The organism is Stenotrophomonas sp. PA-6-5C (assembly GCF_021605635.1).
Taxonomy (GTDB): domain Bacteria; phylum Pseudomonadota; class Gammaproteobacteria; order Xanthomonadales; family Xanthomonadaceae; genus Stenotrophomonas; species Stenotrophomonas lactitubi.
This window is the reverse complement of record NZ_WKEE01000012.1, coordinates 55,677-73,995: the sequence shown is the minus strand read 5'-3', so window position 1 is coordinate 73,995 and position 18,319 is coordinate 55,677. Positions and strand designations below refer to the sequence as shown.

19 protein-coding genes are annotated in these 18,319 nt (G+C 65.7%); 12 read left to right on the top strand and 7 right to left on the bottom strand.

Translation table 11 applies throughout. The features are described from left to right. Positions 1-22: 22 nt before the first annotated feature. Both miaB and GIW57_RS07580 read right to left on the bottom strand, forming a co-directional pair. A complete protein-coding gene (miaB, locus tag GIW57_RS07585) occupies positions 23-1,441 on the bottom strand; it encodes a tRNA (N6-isopentenyl adenosine(37)-C2)-methylthiotransferase MiaB (RefSeq protein WP_100464505.1) in 1,419 nt (472 codons plus the stop codon). Positions 1,442-1,605: 164 nt separating this feature from the next. Next, positions 1,606-2,226 (bottom strand): glutathione S-transferase family protein, encoded by a 621-nt coding sequence (locus tag GIW57_RS07580; protein ID WP_100464508.1) that lies wholly within the window; start codon positions 2,224-2,226, stop codon positions 1,606-1,608. 80 nt (positions 2,227-2,306) lie between these two features. Here GIW57_RS07580 and GIW57_RS07575 point away from each other — a divergent pair, with 80 nt between their 5' ends. The 7 genes from GIW57_RS07575 (at position 2,307) to GIW57_RS07545 (ending at position 8,378) form a co-directional block, all read left to right on the top strand. Beyond that, positions 2,307-3,275, top strand: coding sequence for a WYL domain-containing protein (locus GIW57_RS07575; RefSeq protein ID WP_100464511.1), 969 nt, complete (start codon positions 2,307-2,309; stop codon positions 3,273-3,275). 46 nt (positions 3,276-3,321) lie between these two features. Continuing rightward, positions 3,322-4,251: a lytic transglycosylase domain-containing protein gene (locus GIW57_RS07570; protein ID WP_100464514.1), complete on the top strand. Its 930-nt coding sequence runs from the start codon at positions 3,322-3,324 to the stop codon at positions 4,249-4,251. A 195-nt stretch (positions 4,252-4,446) separates the two neighbouring features. Beyond that, complete coding sequence (gene petA, locus GIW57_RS07565) at positions 4,447-5,067, top strand: ubiquinol-cytochrome c reductase iron-sulfur subunit (RefSeq protein ID WP_100464517.1); 621 nt, start codon at positions 4,447-4,449, stop codon at positions 5,065-5,067. Then, a complete protein-coding gene (locus GIW57_RS07560; RefSeq protein WP_025875284.1) occupies positions 5,067-6,326 on the top strand; it encodes a cytochrome bc complex cytochrome b subunit in 1,260 nt (419 codons plus the stop codon). The genes petA and GIW57_RS07560 overlap by 1 nt, the downstream gene beginning before the upstream one ends. Further along, entirely contained in the window at positions 6,319-7,068 is a 750-nt protein-coding gene (locus GIW57_RS07555; RefSeq protein ID WP_099820023.1) for a cytochrome c1, read from the top strand. Before GIW57_RS07560 ends, GIW57_RS07555 begins: the two co-directional genes overlap by 8 nt. 134 nt (positions 7,069-7,202) lie before the next feature. Beyond that, positions 7,203-7,838: a glutathione S-transferase N-terminal domain-containing protein gene (locus tag GIW57_RS07550; protein ID WP_089240017.1), complete on the top strand. Its 636-nt coding sequence runs from the start codon at positions 7,203-7,205 to the stop codon at positions 7,836-7,838. 84 nt (positions 7,839-7,922) lie between these two features. Next, positions 7,923-8,378 (top strand): ClpXP protease specificity-enhancing factor, encoded by a 456-nt coding sequence (locus GIW57_RS07545; protein WP_100464519.1) that lies wholly within the window; start codon positions 7,923-7,925, stop codon positions 8,376-8,378. An 83-nt stretch (positions 8,379-8,461) separates the two neighbouring features. Here the strand turns inward: GIW57_RS07545 and GIW57_RS07540 are convergent, their stop codons facing one another. The 4 genes from GIW57_RS07540 to GIW57_RS07525 form a co-directional block, all read right to left on the bottom strand. Further along, positions 8,462-8,812: a DUF3301 domain-containing protein gene (locus tag GIW57_RS07540; RefSeq protein WP_089241240.1), complete on the bottom strand. Its 351-nt coding sequence runs from the start codon at positions 8,810-8,812 to the stop codon at positions 8,462-8,464. 69 nt (positions 8,813-8,881) lie between these two features. Continuing rightward, complete coding sequence (locus GIW57_RS07535; RefSeq protein ID WP_329605745.1) at positions 8,882-9,862, bottom strand: DUF2272 domain-containing protein; 981 nt, start codon at positions 9,860-9,862, stop codon at positions 8,882-8,884. Positions 9,863-9,974: 112 nt separating this feature from the next. Then, on the bottom strand, positions 9,975-10,826 hold the full coding sequence (gene nadC, locus GIW57_RS07530; RefSeq protein WP_100464525.1) for a carboxylating nicotinate-nucleotide diphosphorylase: 852 nt from the start codon (positions 10,824-10,826) through the stop codon (positions 9,975-9,977). Continuing rightward, complete coding sequence (locus tag GIW57_RS07525; protein WP_100464527.1) at positions 10,823-11,092, bottom strand: Trm112 family protein; 270 nt, start codon at positions 11,090-11,092, stop codon at positions 10,823-10,825. The genes nadC and GIW57_RS07525 overlap by 4 nt, the downstream gene beginning before the upstream one ends. Positions 11,093-11,150: 58 nt before the next feature. On the opposite strand from GIW57_RS07525, the gene purE reads away from it, so the two are divergent. Both purE and GIW57_RS07515 read left to right on the top strand, forming a co-directional pair. After that, a complete protein-coding gene (gene purE, locus GIW57_RS07520; protein ID WP_025875268.1) occupies positions 11,151-11,654 on the top strand; it encodes a 5-(carboxyamino)imidazole ribonucleotide mutase in 504 nt (167 codons plus the stop codon). After that, positions 11,651-12,799 carry a 5-(carboxyamino)imidazole ribonucleotide synthase gene (locus GIW57_RS07515; protein ID WP_236509765.1) on the top strand — a complete coding sequence of 383 codons (1,149 nt, stop codon included), beginning with the start codon at positions 11,651-11,653 and terminating at the stop codon, positions 12,797-12,799. Before purE ends, GIW57_RS07515 begins: the two co-directional genes overlap by 4 nt. Before the next feature lie 210 nt (positions 12,800-13,009). Here GIW57_RS07515 and GIW57_RS07510 read toward each other — a convergent pair whose 3' ends face one another. Next, positions 13,010-13,588: a superoxide dismutase gene (locus GIW57_RS07510; RefSeq protein WP_100464531.1), complete on the bottom strand. Its 579-nt coding sequence runs from the start codon at positions 13,586-13,588 to the stop codon at positions 13,010-13,012. Positions 13,589-13,707: 119 nt separating this feature from the next. Between GIW57_RS07510 and grxD the strand changes: the two genes are divergently transcribed. The 3 genes from grxD (at position 13,708) to GIW57_RS07495 (ending at position 18,249) form a co-directional block, all read left to right on the top strand. Further along, positions 13,708-14,028 carry a Grx4 family monothiol glutaredoxin gene (grxD, locus tag GIW57_RS07505; protein WP_025875264.1) on the top strand — a complete coding sequence of 107 codons (321 nt, stop codon included), beginning with the start codon at positions 13,708-13,710 and terminating at the stop codon, positions 14,026-14,028. Continuing rightward, entirely contained in the window at positions 14,025-14,822 is a 798-nt protein-coding gene (locus tag GIW57_RS07500; RefSeq protein WP_100464534.1) for an SDR family NAD(P)-dependent oxidoreductase, read from the top strand. Before grxD ends, GIW57_RS07500 begins: the two co-directional genes overlap by 4 nt. Before the next feature lie 208 nt (positions 14,823-15,030). Next, positions 15,031-18,249: a TonB-dependent receptor gene (locus GIW57_RS07495; protein WP_236509764.1), complete on the top strand. Its 3,219-nt coding sequence runs from the start codon at positions 15,031-15,033 to the stop codon at positions 18,247-18,249. The last annotated feature ends 70 nt before the right edge of the window (positions 18,250-18,319 follow it).

The window sequence follows — 18,319 nt, the reverse complement described above, 5'->3', positions numbered from 1 at the left end:
GCCGACCGTTGGTCGGCACACCTTATTCCGCCACCACGCGACCACGCAGCGAATTGGTCAACGCTTCAGTGATCACCACGTCCACGAACTGGCCGATCAGGCGCGGATGCGCCGGGAAGTTCACCGAACGCATGTTCTCGGTCTTGCCGGTCAGTTCGTTCGGGTTCTTTCGTGAGGGGCCTTCCACCAGCACGGTCTGCACGCTGCCAACCATCTTCTCGGAGATGCCTGCAGCATGCGCATTGATGCGTTCCTGCAGGCGCGACAGGCGCGCATGCTTCTCCGCATCGCTGATCGTGTCTTCCAGGTCCGCTGCCGGGGTGCCCGGGCGACGCGAATAGATGAAGGAGAAGCTGTGGTCGAAGCCGATGTCCTCGATCAGTTTCATGGTCTTCTCGAAATCCGCATCGGTCTCGCCGGGGAAACCGACGATGAAGTCCGAACTGATCGAGATGTCCGGGCGGACCGCACGCAGCTTGCGGATCTTCGACTTGAATTCCAGTGCGGTGTAACCGCGCTTCATCGCCGACAGCACGCGGTCGCTGCCAGCCTGCACCGGCAGGTGCAGGAAGTTGGCCAGCTGCGGCACATCGCGGAACGCATCGATCAGCGAATCGCTGAACTCCAGCGGGTGCGAGGTGGTGAAACGGATGCGACCGACACCATCGATCTCGGCGATGGTGCGGATCAGCAGGCCGAGGTCGGCCAACTCGCCGTCGCCATAGGGGCCGCGGTAGGCGTTGACGTTCTGGCCGAGCAGGTTGATCTCGCGCACGCCCTGCGCCGCAAGCTGTGCCACCTCCACCACCACGTCCTCGAACGGGCGGCTGACTTCGGTACCGCGCGTGTAGGGCACCACGCAGAACGAGCAGTACTTGGAGCAGCCTTCCATGATCGACACGAACGCCGACGCGCCATCGGCACGCGGTTCGGGCATGCGATCGAACTTCTCGATTTCCGGGAAGCTGATGTCCACCTGCGGGCGCTGCTGTTCGCGACGGGCGCGGATCAGCTCCGGCAGGCGATGCAGTGTCTGCGGGCCGAACACCAGGTCGACGAACGGCGCACGCTTGATGATCGCCTCGCCTTCCTGCGACGCCACGCAGCCGCCGACGCCGATGATGACCTCGCGACCCTGGTTCTTCAGGCTCTTCCAGATGCCCAGCTGGCTGAACACCTTCTCCTGCGCCTTTTCGCGGATCGAGCAGGTGTTGACCAGGATGACGTCGGCGTCCTCCGGACGATCGGTCAGTTCCAGGCCATCGCTGGCGGCGAGCACGTCGGCCATCTTGGCCGAGTCGTACTCGTTCATCTGGCAACCGTGGGTCTTGATGTAGAGCTTGCCCTTCACCTGGTCGGGCTTGCGCGGACCAGAGGGCAGGGAAACGAGCGGGGTGCCGCCCTGGGCGGCGGGCGGAAAGACGTCTGGCGTCCCGGTCATGGCGCTTAATCCATTCGGGTGGCGGGAAAGGGGGCGATTCTACCCGCATCCCGCCGCGCTCGCCCTGCGCAACGCCAACGGCGCCGCGCGCTCGCGGGGCATGGCCCCGCGCTACCCGCCTCCCGCCCCGTTCGGTAGCGCCGGGCCGTGCCCGGCGAGTGCCCTTACGCCGCGATCAGCTCTGCATCGATCTGCCGCGAACGATCAAACGCGGTCATCGCGCTCATCCGTTCGATGTAGGCGGCCGTCGCCGGGGCTGGCTGCACCAGGCCGAACGCACTGGTCCATGCCAGCGCATTACCCCACAGCACGTCGGCCGCACTCATCACCTCGCCCAGCAGGTACGGCCCCTGCGCCAGCTGCGCTTCGATCACCTGCAGCACCGTGTCGGCGTCGTTGTAGGGCGACATCAGGCGCGGCGGCGGTTCGCGGTGCATGGCCTTGTCGATCATCGCCGGCTCGAAGCAGGCGCCATAGAAGGCCATCCAGCGCAGATAGGGGCCGCGCAGGGCGTCACCGATCGGCGGCGCCAGCCCGGCTTCCGGGTACAGGTCGGCCAGGTACAGGTAGATCGCCACCTGCTCGGTCACCAGGGCGCCGTTGTGCACGATGGCCGGCACCTTGCCCATCGGATTGATCGCCAGGTAGGCCGGGGCCAGGTTGGCGCCAGCCTTCAGGTCCAGCACCTGCATGCGGTAGTCGGCGCCCAGTGCTTCGAGCAGGGCCACCGCGCCGCTCGAGCGTGAACGGGCGGCGTGGTAGAGGGTGATCTGGCGTGACGTCATGGCATTGCTCCTTGCAGGTGGTGGTGAAGTGGGGCCCATGCTGGGGCACAATTGCGGACGACTTCTGTCCGCGATCCGTCATGCGCCATACCGCCCATCGCCTGCTTCGCCTGATCTCGCTGCTGCAGGCCCGCCGTCACTGGTCCGGTGCCGAGCTGGCCGAGCGCATGGGCGTGGACCGGCGCAGCATCCGCCGCGATGTCGAACGCCTGCGCGAGCTGGGATATCCGGTGCAGGCGTCGGCCGGCGTAGGCGGGGGCTACCGGCTGGGCGCGGGGGCACCGGTGCTGCCGATGCTGCTGGACGAGGAAGAGGCCACCACACTGGCGATTGCCCTGCGCGCGGCCTCGGCCACGGTCTCCGGCATCGACGACACCGCACGGGGCCTGCTGTCCAAGCTCGATCCGCTGGTGCCGGCACGTCGCCGTCAGCAGGCCGGGGAAGTGCATGCCGCCACCGCGACCCTGTCCGATCTGCCGTCCACCGACGCACGCCTGCTCGGGCGGCTGGCCCAGCACTGCCGGCAGGCCGCGCGGCTGGCCTTCGAATACCGCAGCGCGCAGGACGCGGTGACGCAACGGGAAGTCGAGGCCCAGCACCTGGTCAATTACGGGCGGCGCTGGTATCTGCTGGCCTGGGATCTGGGCCGGCAGGACTGGCGCACGCTGCGTGTGGACCGGATGGGCGCGGTGCGGCACCTGCCCGAGCCTGGCCTGCACCGGCGAACCCCGGCGCCGCCCGATGTGATGGTGCGGCAGGCGGTCAGCCAGGCACCGTTCGCGCTGCAGGCCACCCTGCGCCTGGCCGGCAGTGAAGCGGAGCTGGCCGGTCGCATTCCGCCCTGGTGCGGCGTGCTCGAGGCCGATGGGCCAGACCATTGCCTGTTGCGGATGGGTGCGGAAAGCCGCGGCATGATGCTGGCGCAGATCCTCAGCCTGGATCGCCTGCCGGTGGCACTGTGGACCACGCCGGCCGAGCTGCGCGAGGAGCTGGCCCAGCGTCTGACCGGGCTCAGCCAGGTACTGGCCGTGCCCGTCGTCACGGTCTGAGCCGGCGCCCTTGGCAAGCCGCAGCGAAGCTGGGACACTCGCGGCCATGAAGGGGAGACTGGGGACAACGGCGATCATCATCGCTGCGCTGACCGCTGCGCCGGCCAGCGCTGGCACCCTGTACAAGTGCCTTGGCGCCGATGGGGTCACCAGCTATGTCAGCAAGCGGGTGGCCGGTGCCCAATGCAGCACCATCAGCTATACCCGCAGCGCGGGCCGGGCGGTGCGCGCTCCGGTCGTCAGCTCGGCGCCGACGCCAGTGCCCGTGCCTGCTGCAGTGGTGGCCAGCGCCGAGCGCAACCCGGTTGCCGTGGCCGCCAGCGCTGCCAGTCCCGCTGTCGCGCCGGCTCCTGCGCCCGCGGCAGCGTCCGCGCCGGCCAGTCCACGCGGCGGCAAGATGGTCAGCGGACAGGTCTATTCGTACATGCAGGACGGGGTGCGCCACTACACCAGCGCACGCCCGACCCAGGTCGCCAATCTCGGCCCGGTGCGGACCATCCGCTACAGTTTCATGGAGCGCTGCTACGCCTGCGGGGTCAATCCGCGCGTCGATTTCGGCAGCGTGCGCCTGAACACCACGGCCTTCCAGAGCGAGATCACCTCGGCCGCACGCGAGTTCGGGGTGGAAGAAGCGGTGGTACGGGCGATCATCCACGCCGAATCGGCGTACAACCCGACTGCGCTCAGCCGTGCCGGCGCGCAGGGCCTGATGCAGCTGATGCCGCCCACCGCCGCACGCTTCGGCGTCAGCGATTCCTACGACGCCGGGCAGAACATTCGTGGCGGCGTGCAGTATCTGGCGTGGTTGTTGAAGCGTTTCAAAGGTGATCTGACCCTGGCTGCGGCCGGTTACAACGCTGGCGAAGGCGCGGTCGATCGCCATGGCGGCGTGCCACCCTACAGCGAGACCCAGTATTACGTGCGAAGGGTAGGGCAGCTGGCCGAGCGCTACCGCACCGCTCTGACCCATCAGTAGGTGCCGACCGTTGGCCGGCACACCTTCAAGCGGGTAGGTGCCGACTGTCAGTCGGCACACCTTGAAAAGAGTTGTTGCAATGCGTTGTGTGGCGCGCGACGGTTCCGCTACACTCGACCGAGATTCAATGCGGCTCTGGCCCCCACCGGAACCGCTGGCAGCCTTAAAGCTACCTAATCAATATCGGAGTGCCGGATGGCCAACGATGGGGTACACGATCCAGTCAACACCGGACGTCGGCGTTTTCTTACTGCCACCACAGCCGTGGTGGGCGCCGTCGGCGTCGGATTCACCGCAGTTCCTTTCATCAAATCCTGGAACCCCAGTGCCCGCGCCAAGCTTGCCGGCGCACCGGTGGTGGCCGACATCAGCGCCCTGCAGGAAGGCCAACGCCTGATCGTGGAATGGCGTGGCCAGCCGATCTGGATCGTCAAACGGTCCAAGGCGATCCTCGATGCGCTGCATGGGCTGGATGGCCGTCTGAAGGACCCCGAGTCCGGCGAGAAGGACCAGCAGCCGGAGTACGTGCTCAAGCAGAACCCGGAGCTGCGCTCGATCAAGCCCGATATCTCGGTGCTGGTCGGTCTCTGCACGCACTTGGGCTGCTCGCCGGAAATGGTGGGTGAAATCCGCCCCGAGCCCTACGACCCACAATGGAAGGGCGGCTATTTCTGCCCCTGCCACAAGTCGCGCTTCGACATGTCCGGCCGCGTCTTCAAGGACGTGCCCGCACCCATCAACCTGAAGGTGCCCGCGCACCACTACCAGGACGACAACACCATCATCATCGGTGTCGATCCGCAGGGGGCTGCCTGATGTCCAACATCCTCAGCCGTACCGCCACCGGCGTGGCCGACTGGGTCAATGCCCGCGCGCCGGGGTTGATGCCGATCTACCGCAAGCATGTCAGCGAGTACTACGCGCCGAAGAACTTCAACATCTGGTACTACTTCGGCTCGCTGGCGCTGCTGGTGCTGGTCAACCAGATCGTCACCGGCATCTTCCTGACCATGCACTACAAGACGAATGCCGCCGAAGCATTCGCCTCCATCGAATACATCATGCGTGACGTGGAGTGGGGCTGGCTGATCCGCTACATGCACTCCACCGGTGCCTCGCTGTTCTTCATCGTGGTCTACCTGCACATGTTCCGCGGGCTGCTGTATGGCAGTTACCAGAAGCCACGCGAGCTGGTGTGGATCCTGGGCATGCTGATCTACCTGGTGTTGATGGCCGAAGCCTTCATGGGCTACGTGCTGCCGTGGGGCCAGATGTCGTTCTGGGGCGCCAAGGTGATCATCTCGCTGTTCGGCGCCATTCCAGTCATCGGCAACGGCCTGACCGAATGGATCATGGGCGATTACCTGCCCAGCGACGCCACGCTCAACCGCTTCTTCGCACTGCACGTGATCGCGCTGCCGCTGGTACTGCTGCTGCTGGTGGTGCTGCACCTGGGTGCGCTGCATGAAGTGGGATCGAACAATCCCGATGGCGTGGAGATCAAGAAGGGGCCGAAGGGCAACCGCTGGTCACCGAACGCGCCGACCGACGGCATTCCGTTCCATCCGTACTACACGCTCAAGGATGGTGTCGGTGCGGGCTTCCTGCTGATCATCGCGGCCTTCATCATCTTCTTCGCGCCGGCTTTCGGTGGCCTGTTCCTGGAACACGACAACTTCACCGAAGCCAACCGCCTGGTCACCCCCGAGCACATCAAGCCGGTCTGGTACTACACGCCGTACTACGCGATGTTGCGGGTGGTGCCGAACAAGCTGGGCGGCGTGATCGTGATGTTCTCGGCCATCGCCATCCTGTTCCTGGTGCCCTGGCTCGACCGCGCCAAGGTCAAGTCCTACCGCTACCGCGGCTGGCTGTCGCGCGGCCTGCTGGGCATGTTCGTGGTGTGCTTCGCGTGGTTGATGGTGATCGGCTCCGGTCCTGGTACCGATGCGCACGAGACCTATGTCGGGCGGGTGCTGACCTTCCTGTACTTCGCCTTCTTCATCACCATGCCGATATGGACAAGGCTGGACAAGACCAAGCCGGTACCGGAAAGGGTGACCACGCATGACTGAGCGCTGGATGGTCCGGCTGGCCCTGGCGGCCGCCCTGATGCTGGGCAGTACCCTGGCCATGGCCGCCGAGGGCGGCACCAAGCTGCTGCAGGCCGGCAACGACCTGGGTGACCGGGCGTCGCTGCAGCGCGGCGCCCAGCTGTACATGAACTACTGCAGTGGCTGCCATGCACTGAAGTACCTGCGCTATTCGCGGATGGGCGAGGATCTGGGGCTGAGCGAGGAAGAGGTGATGAACAACCTCAACTTCACCGGCTCGGCGATCGGCGACCCGGTGCCTGTGGCAATGCCCAAGGAGCAGGCCGAGAAGTGGTTCGGCAAGATGCCGCCGGACCTGAGCCTGATTTCGCGGGTGCGCGGCAGCGACTGGATCTACACCTACCTGAAGTCGTTCTACCTGGACAGCAGCCGCCCGCTGGGCTGGAACAACGCGCTGTTCGCCAACGCGTCCATGCCCAATCCGTTATGGGAGATGCAGGGCCTGCAGCACGCGGTGCATGGCAAGGCCGAAGCGCCGGGCATGGACCCGCCGGTAACGGGCCTGCGCATCGAAAGCCCGGGCTCGGTCGATGCGGGCCAGTACGACCAGGCCGTGCGGGACATCACCAATTTCCTTGAATACGCCGGCGAACCAGCTGCGCTGAAGCGGCAGCAGCTCGGTGTCTGGGTGATCCTGTTCCTGGCCCTGCTGACCTTCCTGGTGTACCTGTTGAAGAAGGAATACTGGAAGGACGTGCACTGATCCAGAGTCGGCCATTGCATCGGGCCTATTGGCTTTTGTGATGGTCGGTTGCACACTCGGGGAGGAGTCGACCGTCAGCACGGTGCTGGCGGCGCCGATGCGGCAGGCGGTCTCCTGTCGTAGGAGAGCCTTTGATGGCGGCGAGCGTACGCATGCGCAATACACTGACGCTGTTTTCCTCGAACGACGATGTACTGTGCCACCGTGTGCGCCTGGTGCTGGCGGCCAAGGGCGTGAGTTTCGACTTCGTTCCGGTCGATCCACAGAACCCGCCGGAAGATCTGATCGATCTCAACCCGTACCATTCGGTGCCGACCCTGGTCGAGCGCGAACTGGTGCTGTATGCCGCCTCGGTGGTCAGCGAGTATCTGGACGAGCGCTATCCGCACCCGCCGCTGATGCCGGTCGACCCGCTGTCTCGCGCGCGCATCCGCCTGGCCATGCTGCGTATCGAGCACGACTGGGTGCCGCAGGTGCAGGCGATCCAGCTGGGCAACAAGACGCAGGCAGAGGCGGGCCGCAAGCGGCTGAAGGAACTGCTGACGGCCTCGTTGCCGTTGTTCAAGGCCAGCAAGTTCTTCCTCAACCCGGAAATGAGCCTGGCCGACTGCGCGATGGCGCCGATCATCTGGCGCCTGCAATCGCTGGACGTGCCGTTGCCGAAGGACAGCAAGGCCATCGAGGACTACGGCAACCGGATCTTCCGCCACCCCGGTTTCGTTCGCAGCCTGACCGATCAGGAAAAGAAACTGCGCGATCTGCCGGGCTGATCCGGCATCCGCTTTCCCGTCTGCACGCCGACCGGCGTGCAGGCGATCCGCCCCGGCAGGGGCGTCGGGCGCTACACTTCACGCATGACCGAAGACTTCTTCCACATGACCAGCCACCGCCCGTACCTGTTGCGGGCACTGGTGGAATGGATCAACGACAACCAGCTGACTCCGCACATCCTGGTCGACGCCGGCGTTCCCGGTGTGCAGGTTCCGCCTTCGGCCGTCAAGGACGGCCGGGTGGTGCTCAACATCGCCGAGCGCGCAGTCGTGCGGCTGGTGATCGACAACGAGTCGGTGAGCTTCTCGGCGCGCTTCTCCGGCACCAGCTATCCGGTGCAGGTGCCGATCAGCGCGGTGCTGGCGGTGTATGCCCGCGAGACCGGGCAGGGCATGGCGCTGCCGGATGACATTCCCGGTGGCGAACCGGCGCAGGCCAGTGATGAGCTGCTGCACGACGATGAGCAGACGCCGCCGGACGACACGCCGCCTGCTGGTCCGCCGCCCAAGGGCCGTCCGACCCTGCGCGTGGTCAAGTAGTTTCCGCAGCTTTTCATCCACGCATGGCGTGGATCTACCGGCGCGCTGTCCAGTAGATCCACGCCATGCGTGGATGCTTCTGCTCACACATCCTCGGCATCTTCGTTGTCCGCACGGATCTGGCTGATCCGCGCCGCGCCCGGGCCGGTGAAGGAAATCAGCTGGTCACCGCGCAGCACCATGCGGCCGACATGGCGATCGATGCCGTCGTAGGAATACTCGAACTTGAAGGTGCGCTCGAAACCGAGCCGGCCATCTTCCCCGCGCGACAGCCGTAGACCCGTGGCGTGCACCGCCTGGTCCAGCCACTGCACATCGGCGGCACGGCAGGCATTGCGGCCCAGTTCGACCGCACGCTCGGCGGCGGAACGCGCTGCGTTCCAGAAGAAGTAGACGATACCGCCGGCAATCAGCAGGATCAGCAGGGTGGGCATGGCTTCAGCCGTCAGGTGTCGATCCGCCAAAGATGGCGACGAATGAAGACCGGATCAAGCGGCATCTGCTCAGCGATCGCCGCTTGGCTCCGTTGCCGGTTGCGGTGGCACCAGTGTCGGCGCAGTGGGTACCGCCGGCGGAAGCGGTGCAGCCCGCGGTGCAGTGGCATTCAACTGCAGCAGTGCGGCCCAGTCCTGCCGGTTGAAGCTGCATTCGTCCTCGCGGCCCGGCGTGCAGGTCGGATCGATGCCGGTGGCGTCGCGCTCACGCGGCGGCGGCAGCTTGATCATGCCGGTGCGATCCAGTTGCAGCAGGCGCATCGCCACGGTGTTCATGACATTGCCGCCCACCAGGTAAAGCGTCTGGTCGCCACCGAGGTTGGCCGCCACCACCACTTCGCAATGCGACTTCCAATGGCCGACCGAGCCGTTGCCCAAGGCCTGCACCAGCCCGCTGTAGCTGAGTGTGCTGCTGCGGTCGCGCAGGAAGCACAGCAGGTCGCCCGGTGCTGGCTTGGCGGTGGCCGGGTCCACCAGCCGGTAGGGCACGCCGGCAGGGCCTGCCTGGTAGGCGGCGCGGATGTAGTCGATATGGCGTGGGGAGGTATTGAAGCCAGGTACGCCGGCACGCACCATCACCCAGGAAATGAAGGCAGCCGACCATGGATTGTCGATCAGGAACGCGCGGCAATCGCTGTCGGTGTAGCGCGATCCCAACGGGGCCAGGCAGCTGCTGGCACCCGGCTGGCTGCCCAATGCATTCAGCGTGCCGCTTTCGCGCCAGTAGCTGCTGACCCGCTGCCAGGCGATCAGGCCGTTGTCGGCCAGATGATCGCTCTCGGCCTCGGTGACACTGAGGCTGGCGGCGCGGCCGTCACGGTCGATGAAGGGGCGGAACCAGAGGCGATGCTCGTTGCAGGCAGTGTTGCGGATGGCGATCGCCAAAGGGCTCAGGCCGAAACGCGGGGGTACATCGCAGGCTTCGACGGCGGCGGCCGAGAAGGGCGTCGCGGCCAGCATCAGCCAGGCAGGCAAGAGCATCCGGCGCATGCGCGGCTCCTGTGGGGGATGGTCGCAGCGTCGCAGCGCTGTTGTGAACGCCGGGTGTGAGAACGGTAGTGCCGGCCGCCGGCCGGCAACATCACGATCCGCGAATCCACCCTCAGCCCGGCGGTGGACCCAGCTTCAACGACAGATCAATGGCCTGCACGTGCTTGGTCAGGCCACCGATGGAAATGCAGTCCACGCCATCTTCAGCGATCGAACGCAGGCCGCCGAGGCCGACGCTGCCGGACACTTCCAGTGGAATACGACCTTCGGTGATGCGCACCGCTTCGCGCCGCAGTTCCGGGCTGAAGTCGTCCAGCAGGATGCGTTCACAGCCGGCCTGCAGCGCCTGCCGCAGCTGGTCCAGGTCCTCGACCTCGACTACCAGCGGCAGTTGTGGCCATTGCCGGCGGGCGGCCGACACCGCGGCAGCCAGTGAACCGGCCGCGCGGATGTGGTTCTCCTTCAGCATCACCGTGTCGTACAGGCCGAAACGGTGGTTGTCGCCGCCGCCGCACCGCACCGCGTACTTCTGCGCCAGGCGTAGGCCGGGCAGGGTCTTGCGGGTATCGAGGATGCGCGTGCCTGTACCTTCCACCGCAGCCACGTAGCGGGCAGTGGTGGTGGCGGTGCCGGACAGCGTCTGCAGGAAATTCAACGAGGTGCGTTCAGCGCTGACCAGGCTGCGGCTGCGCCCATGCAGCAGCGCCAGCACGGTACCGGCGCTGACATGGTCGCCTTCGGCCACCCGCCACTCGATCTGCACGTCCGCATCAAGTGCGCGGTGGGTGGCATCGAACCACGGGCGGCCCGCGATCACCGCATCCTGCTTGCACAGCAGGTAGGCGCTGTCCGACTGGTCGGGCAGCAGGGCGGCGGTGACGTCACCACTGCCCAGGTCCTCGGCCAACGCGCGGGCCACATCGGCCGCGACGACGGCTGGGTCCGGCGTCGGCAGCGCGCTCATGCGGCCGGGAAGTCGGCGATCTGTGCGGTCGGGATGGCCTCTTCGGCCAGCAGCACCGGAATGCCGTCGTCGACGCGGAATACCTGCTTGCGGTCGCGGGTGACCAGGGCTTCGCGCAGCGGCTGCGCCAGCGGGTTGCCATCGGCGCGGTTGATGGTGCCGGCGGCGATCGCCCGGTTGAGGGCTTCCAGGCCCTTGCCATCCAGCAGGGACAGGGGCTGGCGGGTGTCGGGCGATACCAGCAGGTCGAGCAGCTTGCGATCCATGGTTCTTCGTCTTGCGTGGAAGATGGCTAGAATACGTCTTTAAGGCAGGTGACGGCCAATGACCCCCAACCCGATCGCGCCGCTTGTCGGCATCGTCATGGGTTCCCGCTCCGACTGGGAAACCATGCAGCACGCCGCCCAGAAGCTTGAAGCTCTGGGTGTTCCGTTCGAAGTGAAGGTGGTGTCCGCGCATCGGACGCCGGATGTGTTGTTCAGTTATGCCGAGCAGGCAGGTTCGCGCGGGCTGCGCGCGATCATTGCCGGCGCCGGCGGTGCCGCGCATCTGCCGGGCATGATCGCGGCCAAGACCGCGGTGCCGGTGCTGGGCGTGCCGGTGCAGTCCAAGGCCCTCAACGGCATGGATTCGCTGCTGTCGATCGTGCAGATGCCGGCCGGCATCCCGGTCGCCACCTTCGCCATCGGCAATGCCGGCGCTTCCAATGCCGCGCTGTTCGCCGCGGCGATGCTGGCCAGCGACCAGCCGGCCATCGGCCAGGCGCTGGACAGCTTCCGCGCGCGCCAGACCGAAGACGTGATGGCCCATGACGATCCGCGCCAATGAGCCTGACCGTCGGCATCCTCGGCGGCGGTCAGCTCGCCCGCATGATGGTCCTGGCTGGTGCGCCGCTGGGACTGCGCTTCGAACTGTATGATCCGGCGGCCGATGCCTGCAGCGGCCCGCTGGCGCCGCTCACCGTCGGCGCATTCGATGATCGGCAGGCGCTGGCGGACTTCGCCGCCAAAGTCGATGTGGTGACCTTCGATTTCGAGAACGTGCCCGCTGACAGCGCGCAATGGCTGGCCGACCGCGTGCCGGTCTACCCGCCGCCGTCGGCGCTGGCCGTGGCCCAGGACCGGTTGAGCGAAAAAACCCTGTTCCAGCAGCTGGGCATTCCGCTGCCGGCGTTCGCCGATATCCGCAGCCGCGAAGAACTGGCGGCCAAGGCGGCCGAATTCGGCCTGCCGTGCATCCTCAAGACCCGCCGCCTGGGCTACGACGGCAAGGGCCAGTTCCGCCTGCGCAGCGAAGCGGACATCGATGCGGCTTGGCAGGCGCTGGGTGCGCAGGTCGAGCGCACCGGCCTGATCCTCGAGGGCTTCGTCGCCTTCCAGCGCGAAGTCAGCGTGGTGGCCGTGCGCGGTCGCGATGGCAGCTTCCAGGCCTGGCCGGTCACCGGCAACTGGCATGTCGATGGCGTGCTGTCGGCCAGCGTGGCACCGGCGGTGCTGTCCGCTGCCGAGCACGAAGCGGCGATCGGCTATGCCCAGCGAGTCGCCGGACACCTGCAGTACGTGGGTGTGTTCGCGCTGGAGCTGTTCTGCCGCGACGGTGAACTGCTGGCCAACGAGATGGCGCCGCGCGTGCACAACTCCGGCCACTGGACCATCGAAGGCAGCGAAACCTCGCAGTTCGAGAACCACCTGCGCGCGGTGCTCGGCCTGCCGCTGGGCAGTACCCGCATGCTTGGTCATGCCTGCATGCTGAACTGGCTGGGAGCGATGCCTGACCCGGCGCCGGTCCTGCAGCAGGCCAGCGGCCATTGGCACGACTATGGCAAGGAGTCGCGTGACGGTCGCAAGGTTGGCCATGCGACCCTGCGGGATGATGATGCCGGTGCCTTGGCTGATGCGTTGGTGCAGGTCGGCCTGGAACTGGACCGCCAGGCCCAGGTGGCCCCGGCCGTGCACGCGTTGCGCAACGGCTGACCAAGGTGATGCCGGCCGTCGGCCGGCAGACGTGGCTGATCTTGGTAGTGCCGGCCGCTGGCCGGCAACGCCCACCAAGGTGGGCAGCTACCAGAGCGGTGCCCACCAAGGTGGGCAGCTACCAGAGCGGTGCCCACCAAGGTAGGCATCGACCACGGCATGGCGTGATGCCGGTAGCGCCGGGCGATGTCCGGCGGATGCCCGTCCGTATCAGCGCAGCTGGCTCTCGGCGAACTCCCAGTTCACCAGTTGCCAGAATGCTTCCAGATAACGCGCACGATCATTCTGGTAGTCGGTGTAGTACGCGTGCTCCCAGACATCGCAGCACAGCAGCGGCGTGCTGTCGCCGGTCAGCGGCGTACCCGCATTGCGGGTGGCCTGCAGGCCGAGCTGACCACCCGGGTGCTGCACCAGCCACACCCAGCCGGAGCCGAACAGGCCAAGTGCGGTTCGGTTGAACTCTTCGCGAAGACGCTGGCCGTCGCCGAACTGGCGCTTGACCAGCTCGCCCAGGCGGCCCTGCGGTTCGCCACCGCCACGCGGGCGCAGGCATTGCCAGTAGAAGCCGTGGTTCCAGGCCTGGGCTGCGGCATCGAACAGCGCGCCCTGGGCGTGGCGGACGATGTCCTCCAGCGTGGCGTCCTCCCACTCGGTGCCGACGATGGCGGCATTGACCGCGTCGACATAGGCGCGATGGTGGCGGCCGTGGTGCAGTTCCACGGTCTGTGCCGAGAGGTGCGGCTGCAGGGACGAGGGCAGATAGGGCAGGGCGGGCAATTCGACGGGCATGGACAGGTTCGTGGCCAGGGGGCGGCGGCAGCCGGTACCATCGGCTTACAATGGGGGCTACCGTGGGCAGTCTAGCCGACCATCACGGTTGGTTTGTCCGGCGAAGCAAGGAGTGAGGTGTGGCGGTAATGCAGCAAATCCAGGCCGAGGTGGATCGTTACCCGCTCGTGCTGTTCATGAAGGGCACCCCGCAATACCCCATGTGCGGCTATTCCAGCCGTGCCGTCCAGGCTTTGATGGCCGCAGGCGCGGTTGCGCTGCGCACGGTCAATGTGCTGGAGGAGCCCGAGATCCGCGCCAACCTGCCGCGCTTCTCCAATCTGCCCACTTTCCCGCAGCTGTTCATCAACGGTGAGTTGATCGGCGGCTGTGACATCGTCATGGAACTGTTCGAAGCCGGCGAGCTCAAGCGCATCGTCGAAGAGGCTGCGCAGGGATGAGCGCCTGGCCGTCGACGTCACCGGTAGACGGGGCGCTCGATGGCCGCCCGTTGCAGGATCGCGTGGTGCTTGTTGCCGGCGCCGGTGGTGGGCTGGGGAGTGCCGCCGCTGTGGCTGCCGCCGAGGCGGGAGCGACCGTGGTCCTGCTGGGGCGCAAGCCACGCCGGCTGGACCGGGTCTATGCCCAGGTGCAGGCGGTCGGGCCGGAACCCCTGTTGTACCCGTTGGACCTGGAAGGTGCAGGTCCTGACGACTATGCCGAGTTGGCCCAGGCCGTGGCGCAGGAGCTGGGACGTCTTGATGGCCTGCTGGTCTGTGCAGCGCACTTTCCCGGCCTGACCCCGTTCGAGCTGGCCGACCCGGCCAGTTTCGCCCGAGCCGTGCACGTCACCCTGACCGCTCCGGCCTGGCTGGCCCAGGCCTGCCTGCCGTTGCTGCGCCAGCGCGAAGACGCGGCACTGGTGTTTACCGTGGATGCCCCTGAGCGGGTGGGGCAGGCGTACTGGGGCGGCTATGGCGCCGCCCAGCATGGCCTGCGCGGGCTGATCGGCAGCCTGCATGACGAGCTGGCCCGCAGCCCGGTGCGGGTAAGTGGCCTTTACCCCGGCCCCTTGCGTACCGCCCTGCGGGCGCGGGCCTATTCGATCGACCAGGACCCGGCCGCACGTGGCCCGGAGGCCGCCGCTGCAGCGGCCGTGACGCTGTTGTCCGCCGCCGGACAGGCGTGGCGGGGGCAGGTGCTCGATGCGGGCAACCCGCCATCGGCGAGTGAAGACGTTCGTAAAGCGGAATGAAGATCCCGTCACGATAGCGTTGCGATCCGGTGCCGTTTGTCGCACAACCGTCACATTGAAAGCGTAGCGTGTTAATCTAGTGTTAACCGTTGCGGCAGCTGCCGTTCACGGTAGGGAACCCCAGATAAATGTCCGAACAGCCGCCCGCAAGGCTGCTTGGATGCGCTTTTTTTCCGCCATCGCCAACTCGCATCGAGGCTACCGAACAATGACTCACCCATTCCGGATGTCCAAGCTCACCCTTGGTCTCGTGGCTGCGCTCGCCGCCGCTCCCGCCTTCGCCCAGAGCACCTCTGCCGGTGTCGGCGGCCAGGTCGTGTCCAACGCGGGCACCCCTGTGGCCGGTGCTGAAGTCACCATCACCCACACCGAGTCGGGCACTGTTTCGCGCGCGACCACCGATGCCTCGGGTCGTTACAACGCGCGCGGCCTGCGCGTGGGTGGTCCGTACACCATCACCATCACCAAGCCGGGTGAGGGCACCAAGACCGAAGAAGGTGTCTACCTGAACCTGAACCAGGTCAACACGGTCAACGCCAACCTGGCCGGCGACGTTGCCGCCACCAATCTGGACGCCGTGAACGTCGTCGCGACCGCAGGTGGCCTGGACGTCTTCAGCGCCACGAAGATGGGCACCGGTACCAACGTGACCCGCGAAACGATGGACGCGCTGCCGTCGGCCAACCGCAACATCCAGGACTATGTCCGTCTCGATCCGCGCATCTCGCAGGTCAGCAAGGCTGACGGTGCGATCTCGGCTGGCGGCCAGAACACCCGTTACAACGCCATCCGCATCGACGGCATCAGCGCTTCCGATCCGTTCGGCCTGGGCTCCAACAACCTGCCGACCGAGCGTCAGCCGGTGTCGATGGACGCCATCCAGGAAATCAACATCGACCTGGCCAACTACGACACCACCATCGCTGGTGGTACCGGTGCGGTGATCAACGCCGTGACCAAGTCGGGCACCAATGAATTCCACGGCACCGTGTACGGTTCGTACCGCGACAAGGACATGGTCCGTTCGCGCCTGGAAGGTGACCGCCAGGACTTCAACGGCTTCGAAGATGAGAAGACTTATGGCATGACCTTCGGCGGCCCGATCGTCAAGGACAAGCTGTTCTTCTTCAGCAACTACGAAAAGTACGAGCGTTCGGCCGCCGGCATCAGCCTGAGCGACACGCCGATCGGCAAGGGCACCATCACCCAGCAGCAGATCACCGATGTCCAGAACTATCTGGGCAAGCTGGGTTATGACCCGGGCAGCCTGGCCGCGCCGAACAGCAAGACCGAAATCGAAGAGTATGCGGTCAAGCTGGACTGGAACATCAACGAGAACCACCGTGCCGCCCTGCGCTACAACAAGATGGAGCAGAACGTCGTTCGCTTCCCGCAGGTCAGCAGCAGCGCGATCTCGCTGAGCAACTTCTGGTACCAGCAGCCGACCGAATACGAAACCTGGATGGGTGAACTGTTCAGCGACTGGTCCGAGAACTTCTCGACCGAGTTCAAGGTCTCGCACAAGGATTACTCGGCCAACCGCGTGCCGCTGGTCGACATGCCGCAGATCCGTATCCGCTCGGGCAACGATTCGCTGTACGTCGGTACCGAGCAGAACACCCACGTCAACATCGTCGAGTCGAAGGAACTGAGCGCCTTCGGTGCCGGTACCTGGTACGTCGGTGACCACACTGTCAAGTTCGGCTTCGATTATTCGAAGAACGAGCTGATGAACTTCTACGGCCGCAATCTCAACGGCGTCTACGAATTCGACAGCGTCAACGACTTCCTGGCCGGCAGGGCCGCGCGCTACCAGCTGCGTGCGCCGCGCGCCGATGGCAGCCGCAGTGACATCCCGGCCGACTTCACCCTGAAGAACACCGGCGTGTTCGTGCAGGACACCTGGGCGATCAACTACAACCTGAACCTGATGTTCGGCGTGCGCATCGACATGCCTGACTTCAGCAGCCAGCGCCTGTACAACGCCCGCATCGAGCAGCTGTACGGCTTCAACAACACCAAGCTGGTCGACAAGAACCTGGTGCAGCCGCGTGTCGGCTTCAACTACACCTTCGACAGCGAGCGTCCGACCCAGCTGCGCGGTGGCGTGGGCCTGTTCGGTGGCGCCGCCCCGAACGTGTGGCTGGCAGGTGCCTACCAGAACACCGGCCTGAACTACATCGAGTATGACCAGCGCAACCCGCCGGTGGGTTCCTTCACCCCGGACGGCAACAACCCGTACGTTCCGGCCGGTGGCCCGGCTTCGGCCCGTCAGAACGTGGACATCATCGCGCCGGGCACCCGCCTGCCGTCGGTGTGGAAGGCCAACCTGGCGTTCGACCATGAGCTGCCGTGGTACGGCATCGTGGCGTCGGCCGAGCTGCTGATGACCAAGGTCAAGGACGGCATCTACTTCGACCGTCTGGACGTGTCCGCGCCGACCACCTACGGTCCGGACGGCCGTGCGATCTACTGGAACGACGCCGGTCGCAACCAGGCCAACGCCCGTGTCGACGACAAGGGCACCAACTTCGGCATGACCACCGGCACCAAGGGGGCGAGTGACCGTGCCAACCGTCCGAGGGACATGGGCGACGTGCTGGTCATGCGCAACACCGACAAGGGCCGTGGCAGCCAGGCGACCTTCTCGCTGGCCAAGCCGCTGACGGAGAACTGGGGCTGGTCGCTGGGGTACACCTACACCCAGTCGAAGGAAGTCAGCCCGCTGTCCAGCTCGCAGAACACCTCGAACTGGAACAACACGCTGATCTTCAATGCCAATGAAGACGTGGCCTACAACTCGCGTTACGCGATCAAGGACCGCATCACCGGTACCCTGGAGTGGAAGCACAACTTCTTCGGTGACAACGCCACCCGCGTCGGCCTGTTCTACGAAGGTCGCTCGGGCCGTCCGTACAGCTACATCTTCTACAACGATGCCAACGGCGATGGTGCAACTACCAACGACCTGTTCTACGTGCCGAATGCACCGGGCGACGTGCTGTTCACCGGCGGCGCGGCGATGGAGAAGAGCTTCTTCGACTGGCTGGCAAAGAATCCGGAACTGGAGGCCTATCGTGGCAGCGTGGTCCCGGCCAACCAGCACCGTGCCAAGTGGATCAACTCCTTCGATGTCCGCATCAGCCAGGAGTTCCCGGGCTTCGTGAAGAGCCACAAGGGTGAGATCGCGCTGGACATCATGAATGTCGGCAACCTGATCAACAAGAAGTGGGGCCTGATCGACGACTACGGCTTCTACTCGACCCGCCGCGTTGCCAACTACGCCGGTATCGATCCGGCTACCGGCAAGTATGTGTACTCGTTCACCGGCGCTGACGATTCGTCGATCCAGGAAAACAACAACGACAAGGGCAACACCGGTGTGTCGCGCTGGTCGATGCAGCTGACCCTGAAGTACAAGTTCTGATCCGTCAGAGCCTGAAGCAGTAAAGGAAACGGCCGGGGAAACCCGGCCGTTTTCCGTTCAGGAGAAAGTC

Bases quoted from the DNA above. Each gene is read 5' to 3' on its own strand.
- miaB (WP_100464505.1), bottom strand. From the start codon at position 1,441: ATGACCGGGACGCCAGACGTCTTTCCGCCCGCCGCCCAGGGCGGCACC.
- GIW57_RS07580 (WP_100464508.1), bottom strand. From the start codon at position 2,226: ATGACGTCACGCCAGATCACCCTCTACCACGCCGCCCGTTCACGCTCG.
- GIW57_RS07575 (WP_100464511.1), top strand. From the start codon at position 2,307: ATGCGCCATACCGCCCATCGCCTGCTTCGCCTGATCTCGCTGCTGCAG.
- GIW57_RS07570 (WP_100464514.1), top strand. From the start codon at position 3,322: ATGAAGGGGAGACTGGGGACAACGGCGATCATCATCGCTGCGCTGACC.
- petA (WP_100464517.1), top strand. From the start codon at position 4,447: ATGGCCAACGATGGGGTACACGATCCAGTCAACACCGGACGTCGGCGT.
- GIW57_RS07560 (WP_025875284.1), top strand. From the start codon at position 5,067: ATGTCCAACATCCTCAGCCGTACCGCCACCGGCGTGGCCGACTGGGTC.
- GIW57_RS07555 (WP_099820023.1), top strand. From the start codon at position 6,319: ATGACTGAGCGCTGGATGGTCCGGCTGGCCCTGGCGGCCGCCCTGATG.
- GIW57_RS07550 (WP_089240017.1), top strand. From the start codon at position 7,203: ATGGCGGCGAGCGTACGCATGCGCAATACACTGACGCTGTTTTCCTCG.
- GIW57_RS07545 (WP_100464519.1), top strand. From the start codon at position 7,923: ATGACCGAAGACTTCTTCCACATGACCAGCCACCGCCCGTACCTGTTG.
- GIW57_RS07540 (WP_089241240.1), bottom strand. From the start codon at position 8,812: ATGCCCACCCTGCTGATCCTGCTGATTGCCGGCGGTATCGTCTACTTC.
- GIW57_RS07535 (WP_329605745.1), bottom strand. From the start codon at position 9,862: ATGCGCCGGATGCTCTTGCCTGCCTGGCTGATGCTGGCCGCGACGCCC.
- nadC (WP_100464525.1), bottom strand. From the start codon at position 10,826: ATGAGCGCGCTGCCGACGCCGGACCCAGCCGTCGTCGCGGCCGATGTG.
- GIW57_RS07525 (WP_100464527.1), bottom strand. From the start codon at position 11,092: ATGGATCGCAAGCTGCTCGACCTGCTGGTATCGCCCGACACCCGCCAG.
- purE (WP_025875268.1), top strand. From the start codon at position 11,151: ATGACCCCCAACCCGATCGCGCCGCTTGTCGGCATCGTCATGGGTTCC.
- GIW57_RS07515 (WP_236509765.1), top strand. From the start codon at position 11,651: ATGAGCCTGACCGTCGGCATCCTCGGCGGCGGTCAGCTCGCCCGCATG.
- GIW57_RS07510 (WP_100464531.1), bottom strand. From the start codon at position 13,588: ATGCCCGTCGAATTGCCCGCCCTGCCCTATCTGCCCTCGTCCCTGCAG.
- GIW57_RS07500 (WP_100464534.1), top strand. From the start codon at position 14,025: ATGAGCGCCTGGCCGTCGACGTCACCGGTAGACGGGGCGCTCGATGGC.
- GIW57_RS07495 (WP_236509764.1), top strand. From the start codon at position 15,031: ATGACTCACCCATTCCGGATGTCCAAGCTCACCCTTGGTCTCGTGGCT.